General features: G+C 54.5%; 26 protein-coding genes. All 26 read left to right on the top strand.

Going from position 1 to position 18,644, the window contains the following annotated elements; translation table 11 throughout:
* Positions 1–30: 30 nt before the first annotated feature.
* The 26 genes from ACOTX3_RS01140 (at position 31) to ACOTX3_RS01015 (ending at position 18,627) form a co-directional block, all read left to right on the top strand.
* Positions 31–759, top strand: coding sequence for a KilA-N domain-containing protein (locus tag ACOTX3_RS01140; protein ID WP_127868972.1), 729 nt, complete (start codon positions 31–33; stop codon positions 757–759).
* A 70-nt stretch (positions 760–829) separates the two neighbouring features.
* A complete protein-coding gene (locus tag ACOTX3_RS01135) occupies positions 830–1,126 on the top strand; it encodes a hypothetical protein (protein ID WP_063927634.1) in 297 nt (98 codons plus the stop codon).
* A 180-nt stretch (positions 1,127–1,306) separates the two neighbouring features.
* Positions 1,307–1,876 (top strand): terminase small subunit, encoded by a 570-nt coding sequence (locus ACOTX3_RS01130; protein ID WP_127868973.1) that lies wholly within the window; start codon positions 1,307–1,309, stop codon positions 1,874–1,876.
* Between the two features lie 2 nt (positions 1,877–1,878).
* Complete coding sequence (locus tag ACOTX3_RS01125; RefSeq protein ID WP_127868974.1) at positions 1,879–3,501, top strand: TerL protein; 1,623 nt, start codon at positions 1,879–1,881, stop codon at positions 3,499–3,501.
* Entirely contained in the window at positions 3,501–4,970 is a 1,470-nt protein-coding gene (locus tag ACOTX3_RS01120) for a DUF1073 domain-containing protein (RefSeq protein WP_127868975.1), read from the top strand. Before ACOTX3_RS01125 ends, ACOTX3_RS01120 begins: the two co-directional genes overlap by 1 nt.
* 13 nt (positions 4,971–4,983) lie before the next feature.
* Positions 4,984–5,592: a phage minor head protein gene (locus ACOTX3_RS01115; protein ID WP_250116772.1), complete on the top strand. Its 609-nt coding sequence runs from the start codon at positions 4,984–4,986 to the stop codon at positions 5,590–5,592.
* Positions 5,593–5,606: 14 nt separating this feature from the next.
* Positions 5,607–5,807, top strand: a complete 201-nt coding sequence (locus ACOTX3_RS01110; protein WP_049040992.1) for a hypothetical protein — start codon at positions 5,607–5,609, stop codon at positions 5,805–5,807.
* Positions 5,804–7,036 (top strand): DUF2213 domain-containing protein, encoded by a 1,233-nt coding sequence (locus ACOTX3_RS01105; RefSeq protein ID WP_127868977.1) that lies wholly within the window; start codon positions 5,804–5,806, stop codon positions 7,034–7,036. Before ACOTX3_RS01110 ends, ACOTX3_RS01105 begins: the two co-directional genes overlap by 4 nt.
* Before the next feature lie 4 nt (positions 7,037–7,040).
* Positions 7,041–7,544: a structural cement protein Gp24 gene (locus ACOTX3_RS01100; RefSeq protein WP_006120173.1), complete on the top strand. Its 504-nt coding sequence runs from the start codon at positions 7,041–7,043 to the stop codon at positions 7,542–7,544.
* Between the two features lie 11 nt (positions 7,545–7,555).
* Positions 7,556–8,497, top strand: coding sequence for a DUF2184 domain-containing protein (locus ACOTX3_RS01095; RefSeq protein ID WP_045399539.1), 942 nt, complete (start codon positions 7,556–7,558; stop codon positions 8,495–8,497).
* 41 nt (positions 8,498–8,538) lie between these two features.
* Positions 8,539–8,928 (top strand): STY1053 family phage-associated protein, encoded by a 390-nt coding sequence (locus ACOTX3_RS01090; RefSeq protein WP_045399542.1) that lies wholly within the window; start codon positions 8,539–8,541, stop codon positions 8,926–8,928.
* Positions 8,894–9,301 carry a DUF4054 domain-containing protein gene (locus ACOTX3_RS01085; protein WP_045399545.1) on the top strand — a complete coding sequence of 136 codons (408 nt, stop codon included), beginning with the start codon at positions 8,894–8,896 and terminating at the stop codon, positions 9,299–9,301. Before ACOTX3_RS01090 ends, ACOTX3_RS01085 begins: the two co-directional genes overlap by 35 nt.
* Positions 9,298–9,852 carry a hypothetical protein gene (locus tag ACOTX3_RS01080; protein WP_045399548.1) on the top strand — a complete coding sequence of 185 codons (555 nt, stop codon included), beginning with the start codon at positions 9,298–9,300 and terminating at the stop codon, positions 9,850–9,852. The genes ACOTX3_RS01085 and ACOTX3_RS01080 overlap by 4 nt, the downstream gene beginning before the upstream one ends.
* Entirely contained in the window at positions 9,839–10,225 is a 387-nt protein-coding gene (locus tag ACOTX3_RS01075; protein ID WP_045399551.1) for a hypothetical protein, read from the top strand. Before ACOTX3_RS01080 ends, ACOTX3_RS01075 begins: the two co-directional genes overlap by 14 nt.
* A complete protein-coding gene (locus ACOTX3_RS01070) occupies positions 10,218–10,766 on the top strand; it encodes a phage neck terminator protein (protein ID WP_420268369.1) in 549 nt (182 codons plus the stop codon). The genes ACOTX3_RS01075 and ACOTX3_RS01070 overlap by 8 nt, the downstream gene beginning before the upstream one ends.
* A 3-nt stretch (positions 10,767–10,769) precedes the next feature.
* On the top strand, positions 10,770–11,930 hold the full coding sequence (locus ACOTX3_RS01065; RefSeq protein WP_127868978.1) for a DUF3383 domain-containing protein: 1,161 nt from the start codon (positions 10,770–10,772) through the stop codon (positions 11,928–11,930).
* Positions 11,931–11,941: 11 nt separating this feature from the next.
* Positions 11,942–12,382: a DUF3277 family protein gene (locus ACOTX3_RS01060; RefSeq protein WP_000257260.1), complete on the top strand. Its 441-nt coding sequence runs from the start codon at positions 11,942–11,944 to the stop codon at positions 12,380–12,382.
* A gap of 3 nt (positions 12,383–12,385) precedes the next feature.
* A complete protein-coding gene (locus tag ACOTX3_RS01055; RefSeq protein ID WP_127868979.1) occupies positions 12,386–12,838 on the top strand; it encodes a phage tail assembly chaperone in 453 nt (150 codons plus the stop codon).
* A gap of 23 nt (positions 12,839–12,861) precedes the next feature.
* Positions 12,862–13,026: a DUF6889 family protein gene (locus ACOTX3_RS01050; protein WP_023229521.1), complete on the top strand. Its 165-nt coding sequence runs from the start codon at positions 12,862–12,864 to the stop codon at positions 13,024–13,026.
* Complete coding sequence (locus ACOTX3_RS01045) at positions 13,016–15,025, top strand: transglycosylase SLT domain-containing protein (protein WP_127868980.1); 2,010 nt, start codon at positions 13,016–13,018, stop codon at positions 15,023–15,025. The genes ACOTX3_RS01050 and ACOTX3_RS01045 overlap by 11 nt, the downstream gene beginning before the upstream one ends.
* Positions 15,025–15,612 carry a phage baseplate protein gene (locus ACOTX3_RS01040; protein ID WP_127868981.1) on the top strand — a complete coding sequence of 196 codons (588 nt, stop codon included), beginning with the start codon at positions 15,025–15,027 and terminating at the stop codon, positions 15,610–15,612. Before ACOTX3_RS01045 ends, ACOTX3_RS01040 begins: the two co-directional genes overlap by 1 nt.
* Positions 15,612–15,914, top strand: coding sequence for a phage baseplate plug family protein (locus ACOTX3_RS01035; RefSeq protein ID WP_127868982.1), 303 nt, complete (start codon positions 15,612–15,614; stop codon positions 15,912–15,914). The genes ACOTX3_RS01040 and ACOTX3_RS01035 overlap by 1 nt, the downstream gene beginning before the upstream one ends.
* A 2-nt stretch (positions 15,915–15,916) precedes the next feature.
* Positions 15,917–16,984, top strand: a complete 1,068-nt coding sequence (locus ACOTX3_RS01030; protein ID WP_127868983.1) for a hypothetical protein — start codon at positions 15,917–15,919, stop codon at positions 16,982–16,984.
* Complete coding sequence (locus tag ACOTX3_RS01025; RefSeq protein WP_127868984.1) at positions 16,984–17,337, top strand: hypothetical protein; 354 nt, start codon at positions 16,984–16,986, stop codon at positions 17,335–17,337. The genes ACOTX3_RS01030 and ACOTX3_RS01025 overlap by 1 nt, the downstream gene beginning before the upstream one ends.
* Before the next feature lie 136 nt (positions 17,338–17,473).
* Entirely contained in the window at positions 17,474–18,205 is a 732-nt protein-coding gene (locus ACOTX3_RS01020) for a hypothetical protein (RefSeq protein WP_127868985.1), read from the top strand.
* Positions 18,205–18,627, top strand: coding sequence for a hypothetical protein (locus ACOTX3_RS01015; RefSeq protein ID WP_059387068.1), 423 nt, complete (start codon positions 18,205–18,207; stop codon positions 18,625–18,627). Before ACOTX3_RS01020 ends, ACOTX3_RS01015 begins: the two co-directional genes overlap by 1 nt.
* Positions 18,628–18,644: the final 17 nt, after the last annotated feature.

Genomic DNA, 18,644 nt, shown 5'->3' with positions numbered 1-18,644 from the left:
CTGGCTCATATCACCAAAAAGGTAAATACGATGTCTAATATCATCCCGATTGATTTCGAAGGCCATCCAATGCGTTTTTCTGACGATGGTTGGTTTGATGCAACAACTGCCGCCGATAAATTCGATAAAGCGCCAAATGATTTCCTGCGACTACCGGAGACTGACTCGTACATTCAGGCTCTTGAGCGTAGATACGGGAAAATCCCGTATGTAAAAACCAGTCGCGCTCGCAAAGACCGTGGCGGCGGAACATGGCTTCACCCTAAACTAGCTGTCAGGTTCGCACGGTGGCTTTCTGTAGATTTCGAGATCTGGTGTGATGAGCAAATTGACGCAATCATTCAGGGATCCGTTCATCACATCGACGATGAAAGAATCAAGGCCATTTTCTTGCTGGACAAATCTCAGCCATGGGAGAAGAGGTTTAGCGATCCTTTTTATTCAGCGATGTTTAAAATGTCAGGGCTTCCTCGTCATCGACCAGGCCGGCGTCCCGCACTTTTTGGGATGATCAGTGCTAAATGGGTATATGGCCCAGTCTTGCCACCAGAAGTATATGCAGAGGTTAAAAAGCGCCTAGCTGCGGGAGATAAAATCCATCAGCACCTTAAACCTGATGCTCTGACATTGGTTGAGCGACAGATCATTGCTGTTACCAGCATTGCCAATGGATGCTCAGACTATCGTGATTTCGAAGCTCGCTGTATGTCTGCATTCCCTGTAAAGGGTCAGATGAAATTGCTGTACGCAGCGGCGTGAGGTGAGAATGAACCCATATTCACCAGAAAAATTTCCTATTACCAGGCAGGTCTGTGAGGAATTTGTCATCATGCAAACTGCTAAACACCGACAACCAATCTATCGGTCTGCATTTGGCGACATTCTGATAGATGCTGACTGTTTGGCCTCGATGTTCACTTCATATTTTATGGCTGATGACATGGATGCTGCCGCAGTGGAGATGAAGTTCTTTCAGATGCTCGACATTTACAACCTGGATCGCCAGGAGTATTTCGCATCCATCGGTAAGTATGAAGGACTCAAACCATCAGGCGTAGCAGTCATCGAGGACATCCTTGATTACTACGCCCAGAAAGTTGCTGATGGGGAATTACCCGCACACTGAGAGCCACTTTCACAACGGCTTTCCATTCCAAAGCTCATCCTCGGGTGGGCTTGATAATGGATATCCCCTCCTGAGATTAAAGATGGCTGGATGACGATAGGCTTATCTAACGGCTGTACCGTGTTGGACATGAACAGCGTCATTCAGTATTCCCTGTCCTATGAATTAGAGAAAGAATAAATGGCAAAGCTCACAGACAAACAAGAGCTGTTTGCCCGTGAGTACCTGAAAGATTTAAATGCGACGCAGGCAGCTATCAGGGCGGGTTACAGCGAGAAGACCGCCAAAGCGCAAGGCGCTCGCCTGTTGACTAATGTTAACCTCCAGAACTTTATCTCCGGCCTCATGAGTCAGCGCAATGAGATGGTTAGCATTGACTCTGCCTATGTCCTTCGTCGCCTGGTTGAAATAGACCAGATGGACGTGCTCGACATTATGACAGATGAAATGAGCCTGAAGCCTGTATCTGAGTGGCCAGCTTCGTGGCGTCGCTACCTGAGCGGATTTGACCTTGCGGAAATGTTCGAAGGACGCGGCGATGACCGAGAGATGGTGGGCATCCTCAAGAAAATAAAATGGCCTGACAAGGTGAAGAACCTTGAGCTTCTCGGTAAGCACGTCGATGTTCAGGCGTTCAAAGAGCAGGTATCCAACGAGCATACCGGCAAGAATGGCGGCCCGATCAAGACCGAGACGACCAACCTCACCGCAGATCAGGCCGCAGAGCTTTACCGCAAGATGATGGGGTGATTATGCCTCTACCGTTTGAATTCGACTTCAGGAACCCTGATTACCAGATGGTTTTTGAATGGCGCATGGAACGCTTACAGCGCATTCGCCAGAACCCCGAAATGCTGCCAGCGCTAAAGCAGTTTTACCGCACCAACCCGGCACAGTTCATCATCGACTGGGGTATGACTACTGACCCGCGTAACATCGATTATGGCCTGCCGGTCACCATCCCTTTTCTGCTGTTCCCAAAACAGGAAGAGTGGATTCATTGGATCATGGAGCGGCGTGAACGGCTGGAGAACGGCATCACCGAAAAGAGTCGCGAAATGGGGCTCAGCTGGACGGCGATCGGGCTGGCCTGTTCGCTCTGCCTCTTCAACAAAGAAATGGTCATCGGCTTCGGCTCCCGTAAAGAGGAATACGTCGACAGCACCGGAGACCCGAAGGCGCTGTTCTGGAAGGCGCGCAAGTTCGTGGAAACGCTGCCCGTTGAGTTTCGCGGTTCGTGGGACGAGAAGAAGCACGCACCGTACATGCGCGTTGAGTTTCCCGATACTGGCGCGGTCATCAAAGGTGAGGCTGGCGACAATATCGGTCGTGGTGACCGTACCACCCTCTACCTGGTGGATGAGGCCGCATTCCTCCAGCGCCCTCTGCTGATTGATGCGGCGCTGTCGCAAACCACTCGCTGCCGTATCGACCTGAGTTCGGTTAACGGCATGGCGAACCCGTTCGCGCAGAAGCGCCACGGCGGAAAGATACCAGTATTCACGTTCCACTGGCGAGATGACCCGCGCAAGGATGAAGAGTGGTATCGCAGGGAATGCGAGAAAATCGACAATCCGGTGGTGGTGGCGCAGGAACTTGACCTGAACTACAGCGCATCAGCGGAAGGCGTCCTGATCCCGTCCGACTGGGTACAGGCTGCCGTCGACGCGCATATCAAGCTGGGCATCCAGCCCACAGGAAAACGGCTGGGCGCGATGGACGTCGCCGACGAAGGCCGGGACAAAAACGCCTTTTCGACCCGTCACGGCTTTCTCCTGGAGAACGTGCGGGAATGGTCCGGCGTGGGCAGCGACATTTACCAGTCCGTTGAGAAGGTCTTCGGCTTTTGCGAACAGGACAACCTCGAAGAGTTTCGCTTCGACGAGGACGGTCTGGGCGCTGGCGTTCGCGGCGATGCGCGCGCCATCAACGAACTGCGTAACGCTGCGCGCCGACCGTCAATACTCGCCACACCGTTTCGCGGTAGCGGCGCGGTGTTTGATCCGGACGATGAAGCGGTGCGCGGCGACAACGGACAGGCCGCCCGCCTGAACAAGGACTTCTTCGCGAACGCCAAGGCCCAGAGCTGGTGGCGATTACGCAAGCTTTTCCAGAACACCTATCGCGCCGTGGAAGAGAAGATGGCCTACAACCCGGACGAAATCATCTCAATCAGCAGCGCTATGGCGAGCAAAGACAAACTCCTCATCGAGCTGTCGCAGCCGACCTACTCCATTAACGGCGTGGGGAAAATCGTTGTTGATAAACAGCCTGACGGCACCAAGTCGCCGAACCTCGCCGACTCGGTGATGATCAGCTACGCGCCAATGAATTCAGCCCTGAACATCTGGGAGCTGCTAGGGAGACAGGCCTGATGGCACGAAACAAGCAAGCCTCTCAGCGAACGGCGCAGGCCACCGCTGATGGCTATGAGAACTTTGTCGCCCGCGTGGGGATGCAGACGCCTAACCAGCACTCAGCATCGACCTACCGGGCTAACTTCACCAGCCGCAACCGCATGCTGGTGGAATGGTCCTATCGTTCGTCCTGGATCATCGGCGAAGCGGTCGACGCTATCCCGGACGATATGACCCGGAAAGGCATTCGCATCACTTCGGAGATTGACGCGAAAGGCCGTGGCACCCTCGAAGCGCAGCTGGATGAGTTGCAGATCTGGGATGCGCTGAACGACGTGCTGAAATGGTCGCGTCTCTACGGCGGCGCGGTCGGCTTCATCATGATTGAGGGGCAGGCACCAATGACCCCGTTGCGGCTCGAAACCATTGGAGAAGGCAAGTTTAAGGGCATTCTCCCGCTCGACCGCTGGATGATTAACCCGGTCCTGACCCGCCGCATTAAAGAGATGGGGCCAGATCTCGGCAAACCTGAGTTTTACGACGTGGTGACCACTGCAACGGGCATCCCGGCCTGGCGCATCCATCACAGCCGCCTGATTCGCTTCGACGGGGTGACGCTGCCATTCCAGCAGAAGATGACCGAAAACGAATGGGGAATGTCGGTTGTAGAGCGTATCTGGGATCGGCTTACTGCGTTCGACAGCGCCACTGTCGGCGCGGCGCAGCTGGTCTACAAAGCGCATCTGCGCACCTACAGCGTGGAGAAGCTGCGCGAGATTATCGCGCTTGGCGGCCCGGCGTTCGAGGCGCTGCTGAAGAACATCGACCTGATCCGCCAGTTCCAGAGCAATGAAGGTATGACGCTCATGGACTCGCGGGATAAGTTCGAAACCCACCAGTACAGCTTCAGCGGTCTGGATGACATTCTTTCGCAGTTCGCTGAGCAGATCAGCGGTGCCGTTGGTATCCCGCTGGTGCGCCTGTTCGGTCAATCCCCGAAAGGCTTCTCTACTGGTGACGCAGACCTCGCCAACTATTACGACCGGGTGAGCTCATTGCAGGAGCGCCGCTTACGGCTGCCGATGCGCCGGATACTGGACATTATGCACCGCTCGGAACTCGGTAAGCCGCTGCCGGACGATTTCACGTTTGAGTTTAACCCGCTATGGCAAATGTCTGACGTTGACCGCTCAACGGTGGCCGTAAACACCACCAACGCGATCAGCACCGCGCTGGGCGACGGATTGATGACGCGTAAGGCGGCGATGACCGACCTGCGCGAAAACTCTGACGTCACCGGTATCGGGGCATCCATTACCGACGAGGATATCGAGAATGCCGAAGACGAAGCGCCGCCAGGCATCGGCGAACTTGGCGACAAACCGCCAGAGCCGACAGGCGGAGATCCGATATCGAACGAGCCTACGGCAGATAGCGCGGGCGGTCGGGGATATAGTAAATGGGCGCTACGATGGTTCAAACGATAGCATCACCGAAATAATGGATGCGCTGGAGCGCTACAGCGAAATCATCACCCCCTGGGCGACGAAGGTTGCTGAGAACTTCACCGCAGACATAGCGCGCCAGAATGAAAAGCAGTGGCGTCAGCACAGCCGGAACATCAGCGCAGAGCTGCGCAACATGGTTGACCGCGCCCCGGTAGGCCAGGTGATGAAATCCATCGTTGCCGAGCAAATTAAGTACATCAAGTCACTGCCTCTTGAGGCCGCCGATCGGGTGTATGACATTCAGAACAAGGCCATCGAGGCCGTTGTGTCTGGTGGCCGCGCTGAACCATTCGCGAAAGAGATAGCAGCGTCCGGTGACGTGTCACGCTCACGAGCGAACCTTATCGCACGTACCGAGCTTGGACGCGCAACCGGCGCGCTGGATCAGGCGCGTGCGCTGTCAATCGGCTCGAATGGTTATATCTGGCGTACAGCTGAAGATGGCGACGTCCGGCATTCTCATCGGGAGATGGAAGGGAAGTTTGTCGAATGGGGCCGACCTCCAACGCTTGACGGCATGACCGGTCACGCCGGGGAGTTACCTAACTGCCGTTGCTACAAAGAAATCGTATTCCCGACACCTCATCCCTATCTCGCCTGAATTGCAGGTAACCCATGGAAAAAACAATCTATTTCCTGAAAGAACAGGCCAGCGAAGCTACGCGCATCACTGCTAAATACAATGGCGTAGAGGCTATTTATCAATCTGTTGGTGATAGAGCAAAGCGCTGCCAACTTATAGGTCGTGGTAATGCGCGTCAGATAAAGCATCTGCTGCGTGAGTTTATTAAATCCACTAAGGCGGCGGATGGATGAAATATTTCTTCTACACCCAACTGGGGGAGACTCGCTATCGCCTGGCTGACGGCTCATTGCTTTGCAAAGACGTCCCCGTAGCCAGAACAGGAACTCAGCTGTATAGCGCGGCTGACCTGCCAAATCTTGAGCCTGACAAGCATGGTGAAATCGTCGTAACACGATCACCAGAGCAGGTATTCCACCCGGCGACGCTTGCCTCTTTTGAAGGGATGAGTATCACCATCCTTCATCCGGAAGACGAAGACGGTAATGTCCGTTTGGTGAACCCGCAGAACTGGAAAGAGCTGGCAAACGGGCATCTTCAGAACATCAGGCGTGGCACTGGCGAGCAGTCAGATTTAATGCTGGCTGACCTTATCGTCAAAGACGAAAACGCCATTCAGCTTATTGAGGATGGTCTGCGACAGGTGTCATGTGGCTATGACGCGGAGTACGAGCAGACCGAGCCAGGTAAAGCCGAGCAGGTCGATATTACTGGAAACCATGTGGCTCTTGTCCCTAAAGGCAGAGCCGGAAATCGTTGTGCAATTGGAGACAGAGACACAATGGCAAATCAAAATAAAAGCTGGTGGACCCGCATGCGCACGGCCATCAAAACGGGTGACGCTGACACCATGAACGAACTGCTGGACTCTGCGCCAGCGGCGGTAACGGGTGACGAAGGGGATCTGCCGAGCGGCGTTAACCTCAACATTAACCTTTCACCGCAGCAACCATTGCCGGACAAAAAGCCAGAGATGGGCGGAGAGCCAACCGGCGACGGCGAGGACGATATCAAAACCTTGCTCAAAGCCCTGCTGGCTAAGCTGGAAGGAAATGCGACGGGCGATAACGACAATAAGCCTGACGATAAAGACAAAAAAGAGCCGACCGGCGACGGCGAGGACGACGAAGAGGAAACCACGATTACCGGTGACTCTGCCTATCGTGCCGAGGTTATCGTCCCGGGTATCGATCTGAGCCGCAAGGTGAAACCGACCGCGTTCAAACGTGATGTGCTGGCTGCCGCTGACAAAACACTGGTTCGCCAGGTTGTCGGTGATGCTGATATTCGCAAATTGCCTAAGCAATCGGTCGATATGGCGTTTAACGCTGTGTCTGAGATTGCAAAAGGGAGAAACACCCGCAGCACCACGGGCGATGCACAACGTCCAAATATGGGCATGACCAGCATCGCTTCCCTGAACAAACAAAACGCCGACTTCTGGTCTAACCGCAAAGGATAATCCAATGACTGCATATCTGTACCGGATGCCTGTTGGCATTGCCGGGGCTATCTCTCGCCCGCAGGACTTAACCGTCGAACCGGTGATCCTTAAATCCGCTAACGCCTTCGCTGCCTATGGTCTGGCTGGAAAATACGACGCTGACGGCTTTTTCGTGCCGCTGGCGGACGGTGACACCGCTGACAAGGTGAAGGGTATCTACGTTCGTCCGTATCCGACCACATCGCAGCCAGACATGGTTCGCCAGGTGGGAACGGATAAGAACTTCCCGGGCGACGCCATGAAGCGTGGCTACATGACCGTTAACCTCGGATCTGGCTTCGATGCCAGCACCATCAAAAAAGGCGCGCCTGTCTACGTGGTTGTTTCGCTCGACTCAACCATTGACGTGCCGCTGGGCGGCTTCATGTCCACGTCAGTCAGTGGCAAAAACGTGGCGCTGACCAACGCCGAATTCACAGGGGCCGGTGACGCTAACGGCAATGCAGAAATCTCCTGGAAGATTTAAGGAACAGACGAATGATTACTTTTGATCAGGCAACCGTTGATGGCTCTGGTGCCTTTCTTATCGGGGAGCTGGAGCGACTCGACCAGACGTTGAACCTGCCGCTGGTGGGTTATACCTGGACCCGAGATATTCAGCTGCGTGAAGACGTTTCTATCGCAGATGACATTTCCAGCTGGACTAACACCAGCTTTGGCGCTGCCGGTACTGGTGCGAATCCGAACGGTAAAAACTGGGTTGGTAAAGACTCCACCGCCATTGCTGGGGTGAACGTCGATATCGGCAAAGACGGCAATCCGCTGAACCTGTGGGGTATGGAGCTGGGCTGGACCGTTATCGAACTTAAAGCCGCTGAACAGGTTGGTCGCCCAATCGATACCCAGAAATACGAAGGTATGCAGCTGAAGTGGCAGATGGACAACGACGAGCAGGTTTACATCGGCGATGACGCGCTCGGCCTGAAAGGTCTGGCAAACCTCATCGGTGTGACGCTGAACAACGCGCCGAAGACCTGGGCGAACTCCACCAACGACGAGATCCTCGATAGCGTGAACAGCATTCTGTCGAATGCCTGGGCAGCATCCGGCTATTCCGTTGTGCCCTCTGATCTGCGCATTCCGCCAGAGCAGTATTCACTGCTGGCGAGCCGTAAGGTTTCCGAAGCGGGTAACCAGTCACTGCTGACCTATCTGGCCGTGAACACTATCGCTTTCCACCAGAACGGCGTTCCGCTGGAAATCAAAGCGGTCAAATGGCTGAAAGGGCGCGGAGTTGGCGGTAAAGACCGTATGGTCGCCTACACCAACGACAAGAAATACGTTCGCTATCCGCTGGTGCCGTTGCAGAGCGTTCCTGTCCAGTATCGCGGTCTGTACCAGATTGCGACCTACTACGGCAAGCTCGGTGCGGTTGAGCCAGTGTACAAAGAAACCCTGTCCTACGTGGACGGTATCTGATAACCAGAACGGCCCCGAAAGGGGCCAGAAGGAAATTGAAAATGGCGAAAGAAAAGCTGGTTACCATCCATGTTCACACCCCGTTTACGCTGACGCTCGGCGATCAGTCAAAACGGGAGTTTGGCCGGGGACGGCATAACGTACCGGAAGAGGTCGCGTCGCACTGGTTCACCCAGGCGCACTCTGAACTTTCCGAAAGCGTGATTAGCGACACCGATGATCTGCAACCCATTATCGACGGCCTGCAAGCGCAGATTGCCGACAAAGATAAGCAGATTGTCGATAAAGATCAGCTGATTGCCGATCTGAAAGAAGCGCTGCTCAAGCTGCAAGAGCAGAACGACGGCCTGCAAGCGCAGATTGCTGCCGCCCAGACTGGCGGTAATGGGGCGAAAGATGCCAAAGAATCAAAGCCTGCCAACAGTAAGTGATTTTCGGCGCGACTTCCCGCAGTTTGCTGACCCGGCAAAATATCCCGACGTCCAAATCGAGTTCCGTCTGAATCTGGCCGATGTGCTGCTGAGCGAAAACGTCACCGGCAAAAAGTTGTTTCCGTACTTTGCCGAGTTGTTCGTGGCTCACTACATGACGCTATGGGCGGCAGATAGCCGGGCAATGCTGGTTGGCGGCCCGGGCGGTTCAACCAATGGTGTTCAATCTTCCAAGTCCGTTGACAAGGTAAGCGTCAGCTATGACACCAGCGCGACGCTAAACCCTGACGCAGGCTTCTGGAATAACACCAGATATGGCGCTGAATTTTATCAGATGATCACGATGTTCGGTGCGGGCGGTCGCCAGCTATGAGTTTAAAAAGCGGTGTAACAACGAGGGTGGATAATGCTCAGGCCATTCTGGAAGCGCTCAAATCCATCTGTAAAAAAGAAGTGCTGGTGGGCATCCCGGAAGAAGACAGCGAGCGTGAGGATGTTCCGTTTGGTAATGCCGGGATCGGTTACGTCAACGAATACGGCTCACCAGCGCAAAACATCCCCCCACGCCCGCACCTGATCCCGGGCGTTAAATCGGTAGAGGAACAGACGGTGCCGCAGCTTAAAGCAGCGGCGCAGGCTGCGCTTGATGGTAATGCGGCGGGTGCGGAAAGAGCGCTCAACCGCGCCGGAACGCTGGCCGCTAATGGTGTCAGGCGTTACATGACCATTACCGGCTTTACACCGCTTGCTGATAGCACCGTTGAGGCCCGCGCACGTCGAGGGCGTAAAGGGGCGAAAGCGGAACTTGCCCGGCGCGCTGCTGGCGAGTCCCCCGGAACCGATCTGGTGAAACCGCTAATCGACACCGGGCAATATCGCAGAGCCATTACCCATGTTGTGAGGGATAAAGATGCCGACTCTTGATGTAACAGACGTGCTTTTCGACCCCGATTTTTGCGACTTCAACCTGTGGGTAACGCGTCGCGCGCAAACGGTGGACGAGGACGGGATCGGCAGCGACAGCGAAGTTAAAACGCAGTTTGCCGGGGTTGTTACCGTTGACCGCTCTCTGGAAAACCGCCGCATGCAGGCCGGGCAGGTTATCAGCGGCGCGATTCTTATCGTGACAACTGAGCGGCTGACACAGGGGCAGACTGGCCGTGATGCCGATATCGTGACGTATCAGAACCGTGATTATCGTGTGACGTTCGTCGACCCGTATACCGCTTACGGTGCTGGCTTCGTCCAGGCGCATTGCGAACTGTTGCCGTTTGATGGGGGTACTCCCGTTGAGTAATAACACCAGCACAGAGCGCGGCTGGCTGACACCCACCAGCGGCGATCCGGATTATGACGAAGCGCTCGACAGGCTGTTAAGCCAGTGGATGCGCAACGTTTCCGGCTTGCCTGCTGGGATGGTTCGCCCGCGCTGGCAGAAAGACCAGCCGCCACTGCCACCAGTTGAAACGAACTGGTGCGCGTTCGGCGTTACCGGATGGCCCATTGATAACAGTCCTGCATTCACCAATCAGACCGACGAGGGCGCTCAGCTCTGGCGGCATGAAACGTTCGAGTGCATGGCGTCGTTCTATGGTCCGGCTGGTATGTCTTATGCGTCCCGTTTTCGCGATGGCATATCTGTCCCGCAAAACAATGCTGAGCTGAACGCGCTTGGTTTGTCCCTGGGCGATTATACCGGTCTGACCCCTTTCCCCGAACTTATCAACCAGCAATGGGTTCGCCGCTACGACATGACGGTGCGCCTGCGCCGGAAGGTTGTGCGCGAGTACGGCATTAAATCGCTGGTGGAAGCGCCAGTCACCTTTTTTGGAGAATAAACTATGACGCAGGGCTTACCTGTATCCAACGTTGTAAACGTTGATGTGATCATCTCGCCGAAAGCGGCTACTGGTCGTAACTTCGGCGCGCTGCTGATCCTCGGTTCTTCCACTGTCATTCCGGTGCAGGAGCGTGTTCGCCTTTATGCGTCCGTTGAGGACATTGGCGAGGATTTCGGAGTCGACAGCCCGGAATATGAAGCGGCGCAGGTTTTCTTCAGCCAGTCGCCGAAGCCGACGCAGGTTTATGTTGGCCGCTGGGCGAAGACGCTGACCTCTTCCGAAGGTGGAAGCGTGGAAACCATTGTGCAAGCTGTTAATGCCTGCCTGCAATATACCAACTGGTATGGGCTGGTTGTCGCTGATGATGTTGCTGATGGCGGTGATGTGCTTGATGCTGACGACGTGATTGAGGTTGCTAAACTTATCGAAGCGTCCAGTCTGAGCCGCATTTTCGGGGTAACATCTGCCGACGCCGAGATTATCAGCACGACTTCGACGACCGATGTTGCGTCGAAATTAAAGGCTGGCAAGTATTCCCGTACCTTTATTCAATATTCCACCAGCAGCCCTTATGCAGCTGTTTCAGCTTTTGGTCGCGCGTTCACGGTGAATTTCAACGGCAGCAACACCACCATTACCCTGAAATTCAAGCAGGAGCCGGGGATCACCTATGAAACCCTGACCACCAATCAGGCGGCGGCGCTGGATGCCAAAAACTGCAACGTATTTGTGTATTACCAGAACGATACGGCCATCCTGCAGCAGGGCGTCATGTCCAGCGGTGATTTCTTCGACGAACGCCACGGGCTCGACTGGCTGCAGAACTACGTTCAGACCAACTTGTACAACCTGCTCTACACCAGCACAACCAAAGTTCCACAGACCGATGCTGGCGTTACGCGCCTACTTTCCAACGTTGAACAGTCGATGGATCAGTCCGTCACGAACGGGCTGGTGGCTGCTGGCGTATGGAACGGTGGCCCGATTGGGCAGCTGGATTCCGGCGACACGCTGACAAAAGGCTATTACGTCTACGCGCAGCCGATTTCCGAGCAGGCGCAGGCAGACCGTGAAGCACGTAAGGCACCGGTTATTCAGGTGGCCTGTAAGCTGGCGGGTGCGGTTCATTTTGCTGATGTGCAGATCAACGTCGTTCGCTAAGGAGAACATGAATGGCTACTTATTCTTTTATGGACGTCACGGCGTCCCTCTCCGGCCCAACCGGCGAGATTGATCTGGGCTACGGTTCCGCCAGTTCAGAGGAGGGGATCACCGTTGCAATGGGCGGCCCCAAAAATACCATGACCATCGGCGCTGACGGCGAAGTGATGCACAGCCTGCACGCGGATAAAAGCGGCACGGTAACCGTCAACCTGCTGAAGACCTCGCCGACAAACAAAAAGCTGTCGCTGGCGTACAACGCGCAGAGTCAGTCCTCAGGAACCTGGGGAAACAACGTCATTGTGATCCGAAACAAGGTGAGCGGAGACATTATCACGGCGCGCAGCGTGGCGTTCCAGAAACAGCCGGATAACGCCAACGCTAAAGCCGGTAATACGATGCCCTGGGTGTTTGACTGCGGCAAAATCGACCAGGTTCTCGGAGAGTTTTAACAGATGGAATGCTCAATCAAAGGCCACGATTACCGCGTGGCAAAACTCAGCGTTTTTGACCAGCTGAAAGTGACCCGCAAACTGCTGCCGGTGCTGGCGGGCATGATGTCAGATTTCGGGAGCATTCGCTCCCTTCTGCCTGCTGATGGCAAAATCGACACCGTGAAATTCGATCAGCTGAAACCGGTGTTTGAAACCCTGCTCCCGCGTATCGCTGAGGAACTGTCTTCCCTGACCGAAGAAGACACCAACGCGATTATTCATCCGTGCCTGGCCGTTGTATCACGCAAGCACATGGACGGATGGACGCCGGTATTCAACAGCGGTCAGCTGATGTTCGATGATATCGATCTGCTGACCATGCTGCAGCTGGTGGCGCGGGTGGTCGCCGATTCACTGGGAAATTTTTTGCCCGTGAGCCCTACCAGCGCGACGCCGGGCCAGCCTCAGGATTAACCCTCAACAGCCTGCCTGACGGGCTGTCTTATCTCCTTGACCCGGTTGACGCCGGGTTAATCCCTTATTACGCGCTGAAGGATGGATCAGTTGATCTGTGCGATATCGCGCTGATGAATGACCACCTGGCCGTTAAGGCTGACAACCAGCGCCGTATTGAGAAATGGAGAGAGGATAATGAACGCTGAGACTATTAAAGATTTCCTCGTCTCGCTCGGTTTTGATATCGACGAAGCGGGTGCGTCAAAATTCGACTCAGTCCTCGCCGGTACGACCGCAAACGCCATCAAAATGGGGCTGGCCGTCGAAGGTGCCGCGCTTACCGTGGTGGCCTTTACGGCTAAGATCGCCTCGGGGCTGGATAATCTCTACTGGGCGTCACAGCGCACCGGCGCGACGGTTCAGGGGATTCAGTCTATTGGCTATGCGGTTTCGCAGGTGGGCGGCAGCGTGGACGCGGCGCGCTCCTCTCTGGAAAGCCTCTCCCGGTTTGTTCGTAACAATCCCGGCGCGGAAGGCTTCCTGAATCGCCTGGGCGTACAGACCCGTGACGCCAGCGGCAACATGCGCGACATGGCCGCTATCTTTACGGGTGTCGGCCAGAAGCTCAGCAGCATGCCGTATTATCGGGCTAACCAGTATGCGCAGATGCTGGGCATTGACGAAAATACCCTCATGGCGATGCGCCGGGGTGTCGGCGGTTTCTCCGGGCAGTACAGCGCAATGGCGAAGGCTATCGGCTTCAATGCTGACGAGGCGGCCAGAAGCTCTAACAAATTCATGACCTCCCTGCGCGAGTTCGGCGCGATGGCAGGCATGGCCCGTGACAAAATCGGCTCTAATCTTGCTGGTGGTCTGGCGGGGGCGCTGGACACGCTGCGCCGCCACATCCTGGATAACTTCCCGCGCATCGAGCAGACCCTGACGAAAGCCATAAAAGGCATTCTGGCGCTCGGGGACATTATCGGGCGGCTGTTCTTCAGACTTATTGAAGGGACATCCAGCCTTATCACCTGGTGGCAATCGCTGGACAAGCAAACGCGGGAGCTGATCTCGCTGTTTGGCGCGCTCACGATTGCGCTGCGCATTCTGAATAATACGTTCTGGATGTCGCCGATTGGCCTCATTACCGCGCTGGCGGCGGGGATTGCCCTCCTGTGGGAAGACTATCAGACCTGGAAGGAAGGCGGGGATAGCCTGATTGACTGGGGCAAGTGGAAGCCGGAAGTCGACGCTGCGCTGAAGATGGTTCGTGACCTTAAAACGACCGTTAACGACCTGGCGAAAGCGCTGGCGAAGCTGCTCAATATTGACCCCAAATCATGGTCCCTGAAGTGGGATTTCAGCAACTTCATCGACCAGATGGGCGAGTTCAGCAAAATGCTGAACATGATCGCCGACCTGCTTAACGCCATTAAAGATGGCCGCTGGGCTGATGCCGCCAGCATCGGGAAACAGATGCTCAATCAGGGCAGCGAAAATCCGTCAGCGATGCCTATGGTAACAGACAGCGCCAACGGTACCGCCGACTGGATTAAAGAGCACTGGGGATTCGATCCTCGCAGCGTGGGCCGAACGGTGCGCGGCTGGTTTGGTGAGGATGACCCTGAACAGCTCGGCCAGTCAGTTAAGCGGCCACAGCCAACCAAAGCGGGCTCTGAGCTGCTGGGATGGATGCAGCCGATGCTTACCAACCTGGAGCAGCTCTATCGGCTTCCGGAAGGTTTGCTGCGCAGTGTTGCCATCACGGAGTCGGGCGGTAATCAGTTTGCCGTTTCAGGCGCTGGCGCTAAAGGTCTGTTTCAGTTTATGGACGGTACGGCGCGCGATATGGGGCTGCGCGGGAATGATGTTTTCGACCCGGAGAAGGCCGCGCAGGCAGCCGCAAAGTATCTTTCACAACTGCTGCAGGCGAACGGCGGTGACCTGAGCAAGGCGCTGGCCTCTTATAACTGGGGGATCGGGAACGTGCAGAAGCACGGGATGGCCCTTATGCCTCAGGAAACCCGCAACTACATTCCGAAGGTGTTAAGTAACATGCCCGCGCCTGGGGCTCAGGTACAGCAACAAAACACCTATCACATCTACGGTGGTGGTGACCCGCGTTCTGTCGGTACCGAGGTCGAGCGTCGGCAGCAGTCGGCAAACTCCCAGGTCATGCGCGGTAATCAAACGAAGGTGGGCTAATGGATATTCTCTCTACGCTCTTTCAGCAGCAGAGCCGGAAAATAGGGATGATTGTTCCCAGCGTGGTTGTTTCTGAGAAGCATAGCGACACGCTGGAAATAACCGAGCACCCCGTGGAAGTTGGGGCCGCTATCGCTGACCATGCATACAAAAAGCCGTCTGAAGTGGTGATGGAGGTCGGTTTCGCTGGCGGAGGATCGTTGCTGGATTTTGCCAGTAACCTGACGGCAACCAGCTTGCTCGGGCTGAGTCCCCAGCAGACGTATCAGGAGATACTCGACCTGCAGGCGAGTCGTATCCCTTTCGATGTGGTAACCGGCAAACGGCTGTACAGCAACATGCTAATCCGCGCGCTGGAAGTGACGACAGACAAGACAACCGAAAACGTCCTGTCTGCCGTCCTCACCCTGAGGGAGGTTCTTATCTCGCAGACGCAGCAGATCACCGTCGCGGATAAAACCAACATGAAGGACGGGGTCAGCACGTCGGCGGTACTGAATACCGGCAACAAAACCACAAAGCCGCCAAATACCTCGCTGCTGAAAAGCATCACGGGTAACGCGGCGTCATTACTGGGGCTCAGCTAATGGCAATTCAGGAAATCCCTCTGACAGCGGATAACCAGCAATTCAGCATCATCCTGGCCGGTACCACCTGGCGGATTAGCATCACCTGGCGCGATCTGTACTGGATTATGGACCTGCAGAATGACAGAGGGGAGTCGGTAATCTCCGGTATTCCTCTCGTCACGGGTGCTGACCTGCTGGCGCAGTACGCCTATATGGGGCTCGGCTTTAAGCTGGTGGTGGTCTGTGACGACAGCACACAGGATTATCCCACGAAAACCGACCTTGGCGGTCGCAGTCATTTACTGGTTTCATCGGAGTAAGCATGTCACAGAACTGGATGAGACATTTCGAGCTGCAGCTCGTGGACGAGAACGGGCAGGGTATTGAACTCAGCGATTTTAAAGTGACCTTTACGATCGACTGGTTCAACATCAGCAGCGCGTCGCGGGTGGGAACATTCAAAATCTACAACCTCTCGGCAGATACGGTGAACCGCATCACCGGGCAGGAGTTTTCGAAAGTGCGGCTGATTGCCGGTTACGATGGTATCGCGCCGGAGGTATCGGCCAGCGACGTCGGGACCGTGCGGGAAGTCGACGCTGCGGACGTGGGCCAGAGTGACGGCCGTAACTACGGGCTGATTTTCAGCGGCGAAATTCGCTACTCGGTCACAGGAAAAGACAGCCCCATTGATTCCTACGTCCTGATTCAGGCAGCCGATACGGATCTGGCTTTTGCCACCAGTATAACCTCACAGACACTGGCAGCCGGTTACACGGTCGCAGACGTGAACCGCGCGTTGATGAAAGACTTCGAGGTCAAAGGCGCGACCGAAGGCCTGACGCCTGAAATGCCTGCTACCGTATTCCCCCGGGGCCGGGTGCTGTTCGGCATGACACGGCATCTTATGGATAACGTAGCCGGACAATGTGGCGCAACATGGCAGTTCGTGGACGGGCAGCGCCAGATGGTGGCGAATAATGAGTATGTTCACGACGCAATTGTGCTCAACAGCGCCACCGGGCTTATCGGCATGCCTCAGCAGACCATAGGCAACGGTGTTAACGTCCGCGCGCTGATTAACCCGAATATCCGGGTTAACGGGCTTATTCAGCTGGATCAGGCTTCCGTGTATCGCACCGCGCTGTCGAATAACGATATCGCGATGGCTGGTGGGCAAATCACCGACCAGAACACGGACGGTAATATCACGCTCAGCGGCACCACGGCGCAGCCTGCAAGCATCGCAACGGATGGCGTTTATATTGTGCGTGGGATTATGTACACTGGCGACACAAGGGGCCAGGCCTGGTACATGGATATGATGTGCGAAGCGCGTGGCGCGGCGGATCTGCGTTCGGCGTCGTCTTTACAACGGGAGGTAGGATAGTGAAAAAGTGGATTGTTATCGGACTCTGTTTCCTTCCGGGGTTAGCGCTTGCTGCGAATCCGGGTGGTATCACGCTTCAGTGTGGTGGCTACAAATTAGAGTTGATTCCTGATTCACTGTTCAAGATTAACGGCGAGACAGTTACCTCCCAGAAAATTAAAACGCTCGGCAACGGTAATGGAATGAAGGCAGACATGGGCCTTATGCCAGCCAAAGACGGTAACAATTACGGTTTCGAATTTATTCGCCGCCCTGGTACCGAAACACGTTTCCTGAACGTCCAACTGCTGCAGAACAACATGGACGCGCCGAAAATCATCGGATCCTTCCCGTGTAAGAAAGTGGCCAACTAAACTTTCTTTCTGGTTAGGTACTTGGATGAAATTTACATCTAATCTACCTGTGTGGTTTTACAAAGTTGTTGCTTGCAGCTAATACTTGTTTAAACTACGTCGACTACAAAATGACTAAAAAGAGTAAAAGCACCTTATGCCAGTAGCGCAACCAAAAACTGGAGAAGTCGTCGCTAAGCTTGGTCCATCCTTGGAAGCAGGAAGAATCTTGCTTCTTGACCTTGAAAAACAGAAGTTGTTAAGAGAAGCCCGTGCTTTACCTATAAGGTATCAATCTTTAGCACTTGAAGGGCTGATTCTGTTGCTGGATGGCAAAGTGGAGCGAGGTATCGAGGCGATTGAGACATCTTTAGCCATATGCCCGACAGATCCTGTTACTTGGAACAACTTTTCTAGCGCACTAAGCAACCTTGGGCTTTACTCTAAACGGCGAGAGTTGCTTACTCGGGCTCTCGACTACGACTTCCCCTGCATGGCCGAACATGCTTTAAATTTTGCGGCCTTCTGGGCTGATGGGGAGATTCTCGATATGGCTATCGCAAAGCTTGAGAAATTTGGTCAAACTGAAAAAGAAAAAAATGTATCTGCATTGCAAACCGCTTTAGTTTTGAGCAACTTAGGCGATTCAATGAGTGACGGTTTGAAAAAGGCTGCAGATGTATTGATGTACATTGTGGAAAGCGAATCACTCCGTGCTAAGACCTCTAGTCTGCTTACCGATGGTGAGGGTTATGCTTCTTTTTCTGTTGGCATCGAAACTGAAGACGCAGAGTATCTTTCATATCTTAATGATAAGGTCGTTGATGAGATGATTGAAAGAGGTCTGGAAACGGGATGCAGTGTCGCTTACTTTGAGGCGGTGAACTGATGCCTGTAGCGATTAACTGCTTTCTGGAGATGGCAAAAAGCTCTATTGAGAATAGCGGTGAACAGTGGACTCGTAATGCGATAAGCAGAGCATATTATACGATGTATCATTCCGCGCTATTGCTTACGGATGGCTATATCCCAACTCAAGACGAGAACGGGCAAAAGTTACCCGGTGGAGTACATGCCAGGCTTTCTGAATATCTTTGCGGCGAGAATGCGGCTGTAGCACATAGTCTTGACCGAACTTCTGCCAAAAAGGTTGGGCTTAAGCTCAAAACCGCACATCACCGAAGAGTCATTGCTGATTATAATCTTGATAAGCACGTTAATCGGATTGATGCTTGCAGTACCATCAAGGATGCTGAGGATTTGCAGTCTCTTATTGCTGGTATGATTGATACCAAAAAAACTGCAAGTTAAGCCTCTCAAGTCATTAA

It is taken from the genome of Enterobacter cloacae complex sp. IR5384, assembly GCF_049237265.1.
Classification (GTDB): Bacteria; Pseudomonadota; Gammaproteobacteria; order Enterobacterales; family Enterobacteriaceae; genus Enterobacter; species Enterobacter cloacae.
Note: the sequence above shows the minus strand (reverse complement) of the source record. Positions and strands in the feature narration are given on the sequence as shown.

Coding starts and splice junctions, on each gene's coding strand:
- ACOTX3_RS01140 (WP_127868972.1), top strand. CDS start 31: ATGTCTAATATCATCCCGATTGATTTCGAAGGCCATCCAATGCGTTTT.
- ACOTX3_RS01135 (WP_063927634.1), top strand. CDS start 830: ATGCAAACTGCTAAACACCGACAACCAATCTATCGGTCTGCATTTGGC.
- ACOTX3_RS01130 (WP_127868973.1), top strand. CDS start 1,307: ATGGCAAAGCTCACAGACAAACAAGAGCTGTTTGCCCGTGAGTACCTG.
- ACOTX3_RS01125 (WP_127868974.1), top strand. CDS start 1,879: ATGCCTCTACCGTTTGAATTCGACTTCAGGAACCCTGATTACCAGATG.
- ACOTX3_RS01120 (WP_127868975.1), top strand. CDS start 3,501: ATGGCACGAAACAAGCAAGCCTCTCAGCGAACGGCGCAGGCCACCGCT.
- ACOTX3_RS01115 (WP_250116772.1), top strand. CDS start 4,984: ATGGATGCGCTGGAGCGCTACAGCGAAATCATCACCCCCTGGGCGACG.
- ACOTX3_RS01110 (WP_049040992.1), top strand. CDS start 5,607: ATGGAAAAAACAATCTATTTCCTGAAAGAACAGGCCAGCGAAGCTACG.
- ACOTX3_RS01105 (WP_127868977.1), top strand. CDS start 5,804: ATGAAATATTTCTTCTACACCCAACTGGGGGAGACTCGCTATCGCCTG.
- ACOTX3_RS01100 (WP_006120173.1), top strand. CDS start 7,041: ATGACTGCATATCTGTACCGGATGCCTGTTGGCATTGCCGGGGCTATC.
- ACOTX3_RS01095 (WP_045399539.1), top strand. CDS start 7,556: ATGATTACTTTTGATCAGGCAACCGTTGATGGCTCTGGTGCCTTTCTT.
- ACOTX3_RS01090 (WP_045399542.1), top strand. CDS start 8,539: ATGGCGAAAGAAAAGCTGGTTACCATCCATGTTCACACCCCGTTTACG.
- ACOTX3_RS01085 (WP_045399545.1), top strand. CDS start 8,894: ATGCCAAAGAATCAAAGCCTGCCAACAGTAAGTGATTTTCGGCGCGAC.
- ACOTX3_RS01080 (WP_045399548.1), top strand. CDS start 9,298: ATGAGTTTAAAAAGCGGTGTAACAACGAGGGTGGATAATGCTCAGGCC.
- ACOTX3_RS01075 (WP_045399551.1), top strand. CDS start 9,839: ATGCCGACTCTTGATGTAACAGACGTGCTTTTCGACCCCGATTTTTGC.
- ACOTX3_RS01065 (WP_127868978.1), top strand. CDS start 10,770: ATGACGCAGGGCTTACCTGTATCCAACGTTGTAAACGTTGATGTGATC.
- ACOTX3_RS01060 (WP_000257260.1), top strand. CDS start 11,942: ATGGCTACTTATTCTTTTATGGACGTCACGGCGTCCCTCTCCGGCCCA.
- ACOTX3_RS01055 (WP_127868979.1), top strand. CDS start 12,386: ATGGAATGCTCAATCAAAGGCCACGATTACCGCGTGGCAAAACTCAGC.
- ACOTX3_RS01045 (WP_127868980.1), top strand. CDS start 13,016: ATGAACGCTGAGACTATTAAAGATTTCCTCGTCTCGCTCGGTTTTGAT.
- ACOTX3_RS01040 (WP_127868981.1), top strand. CDS start 15,025: ATGGATATTCTCTCTACGCTCTTTCAGCAGCAGAGCCGGAAAATAGGG.
- ACOTX3_RS01035 (WP_127868982.1), top strand. CDS start 15,612: ATGGCAATTCAGGAAATCCCTCTGACAGCGGATAACCAGCAATTCAGC.
- ACOTX3_RS01030 (WP_127868983.1), top strand. CDS start 15,917: ATGTCACAGAACTGGATGAGACATTTCGAGCTGCAGCTCGTGGACGAG.
- ACOTX3_RS01020 (WP_127868985.1), top strand. CDS start 17,474: ATGCCAGTAGCGCAACCAAAAACTGGAGAAGTCGTCGCTAAGCTTGGT.
- ACOTX3_RS01015 (WP_059387068.1), top strand. CDS start 18,205: ATGCCTGTAGCGATTAACTGCTTTCTGGAGATGGCAAAAAGCTCTATT.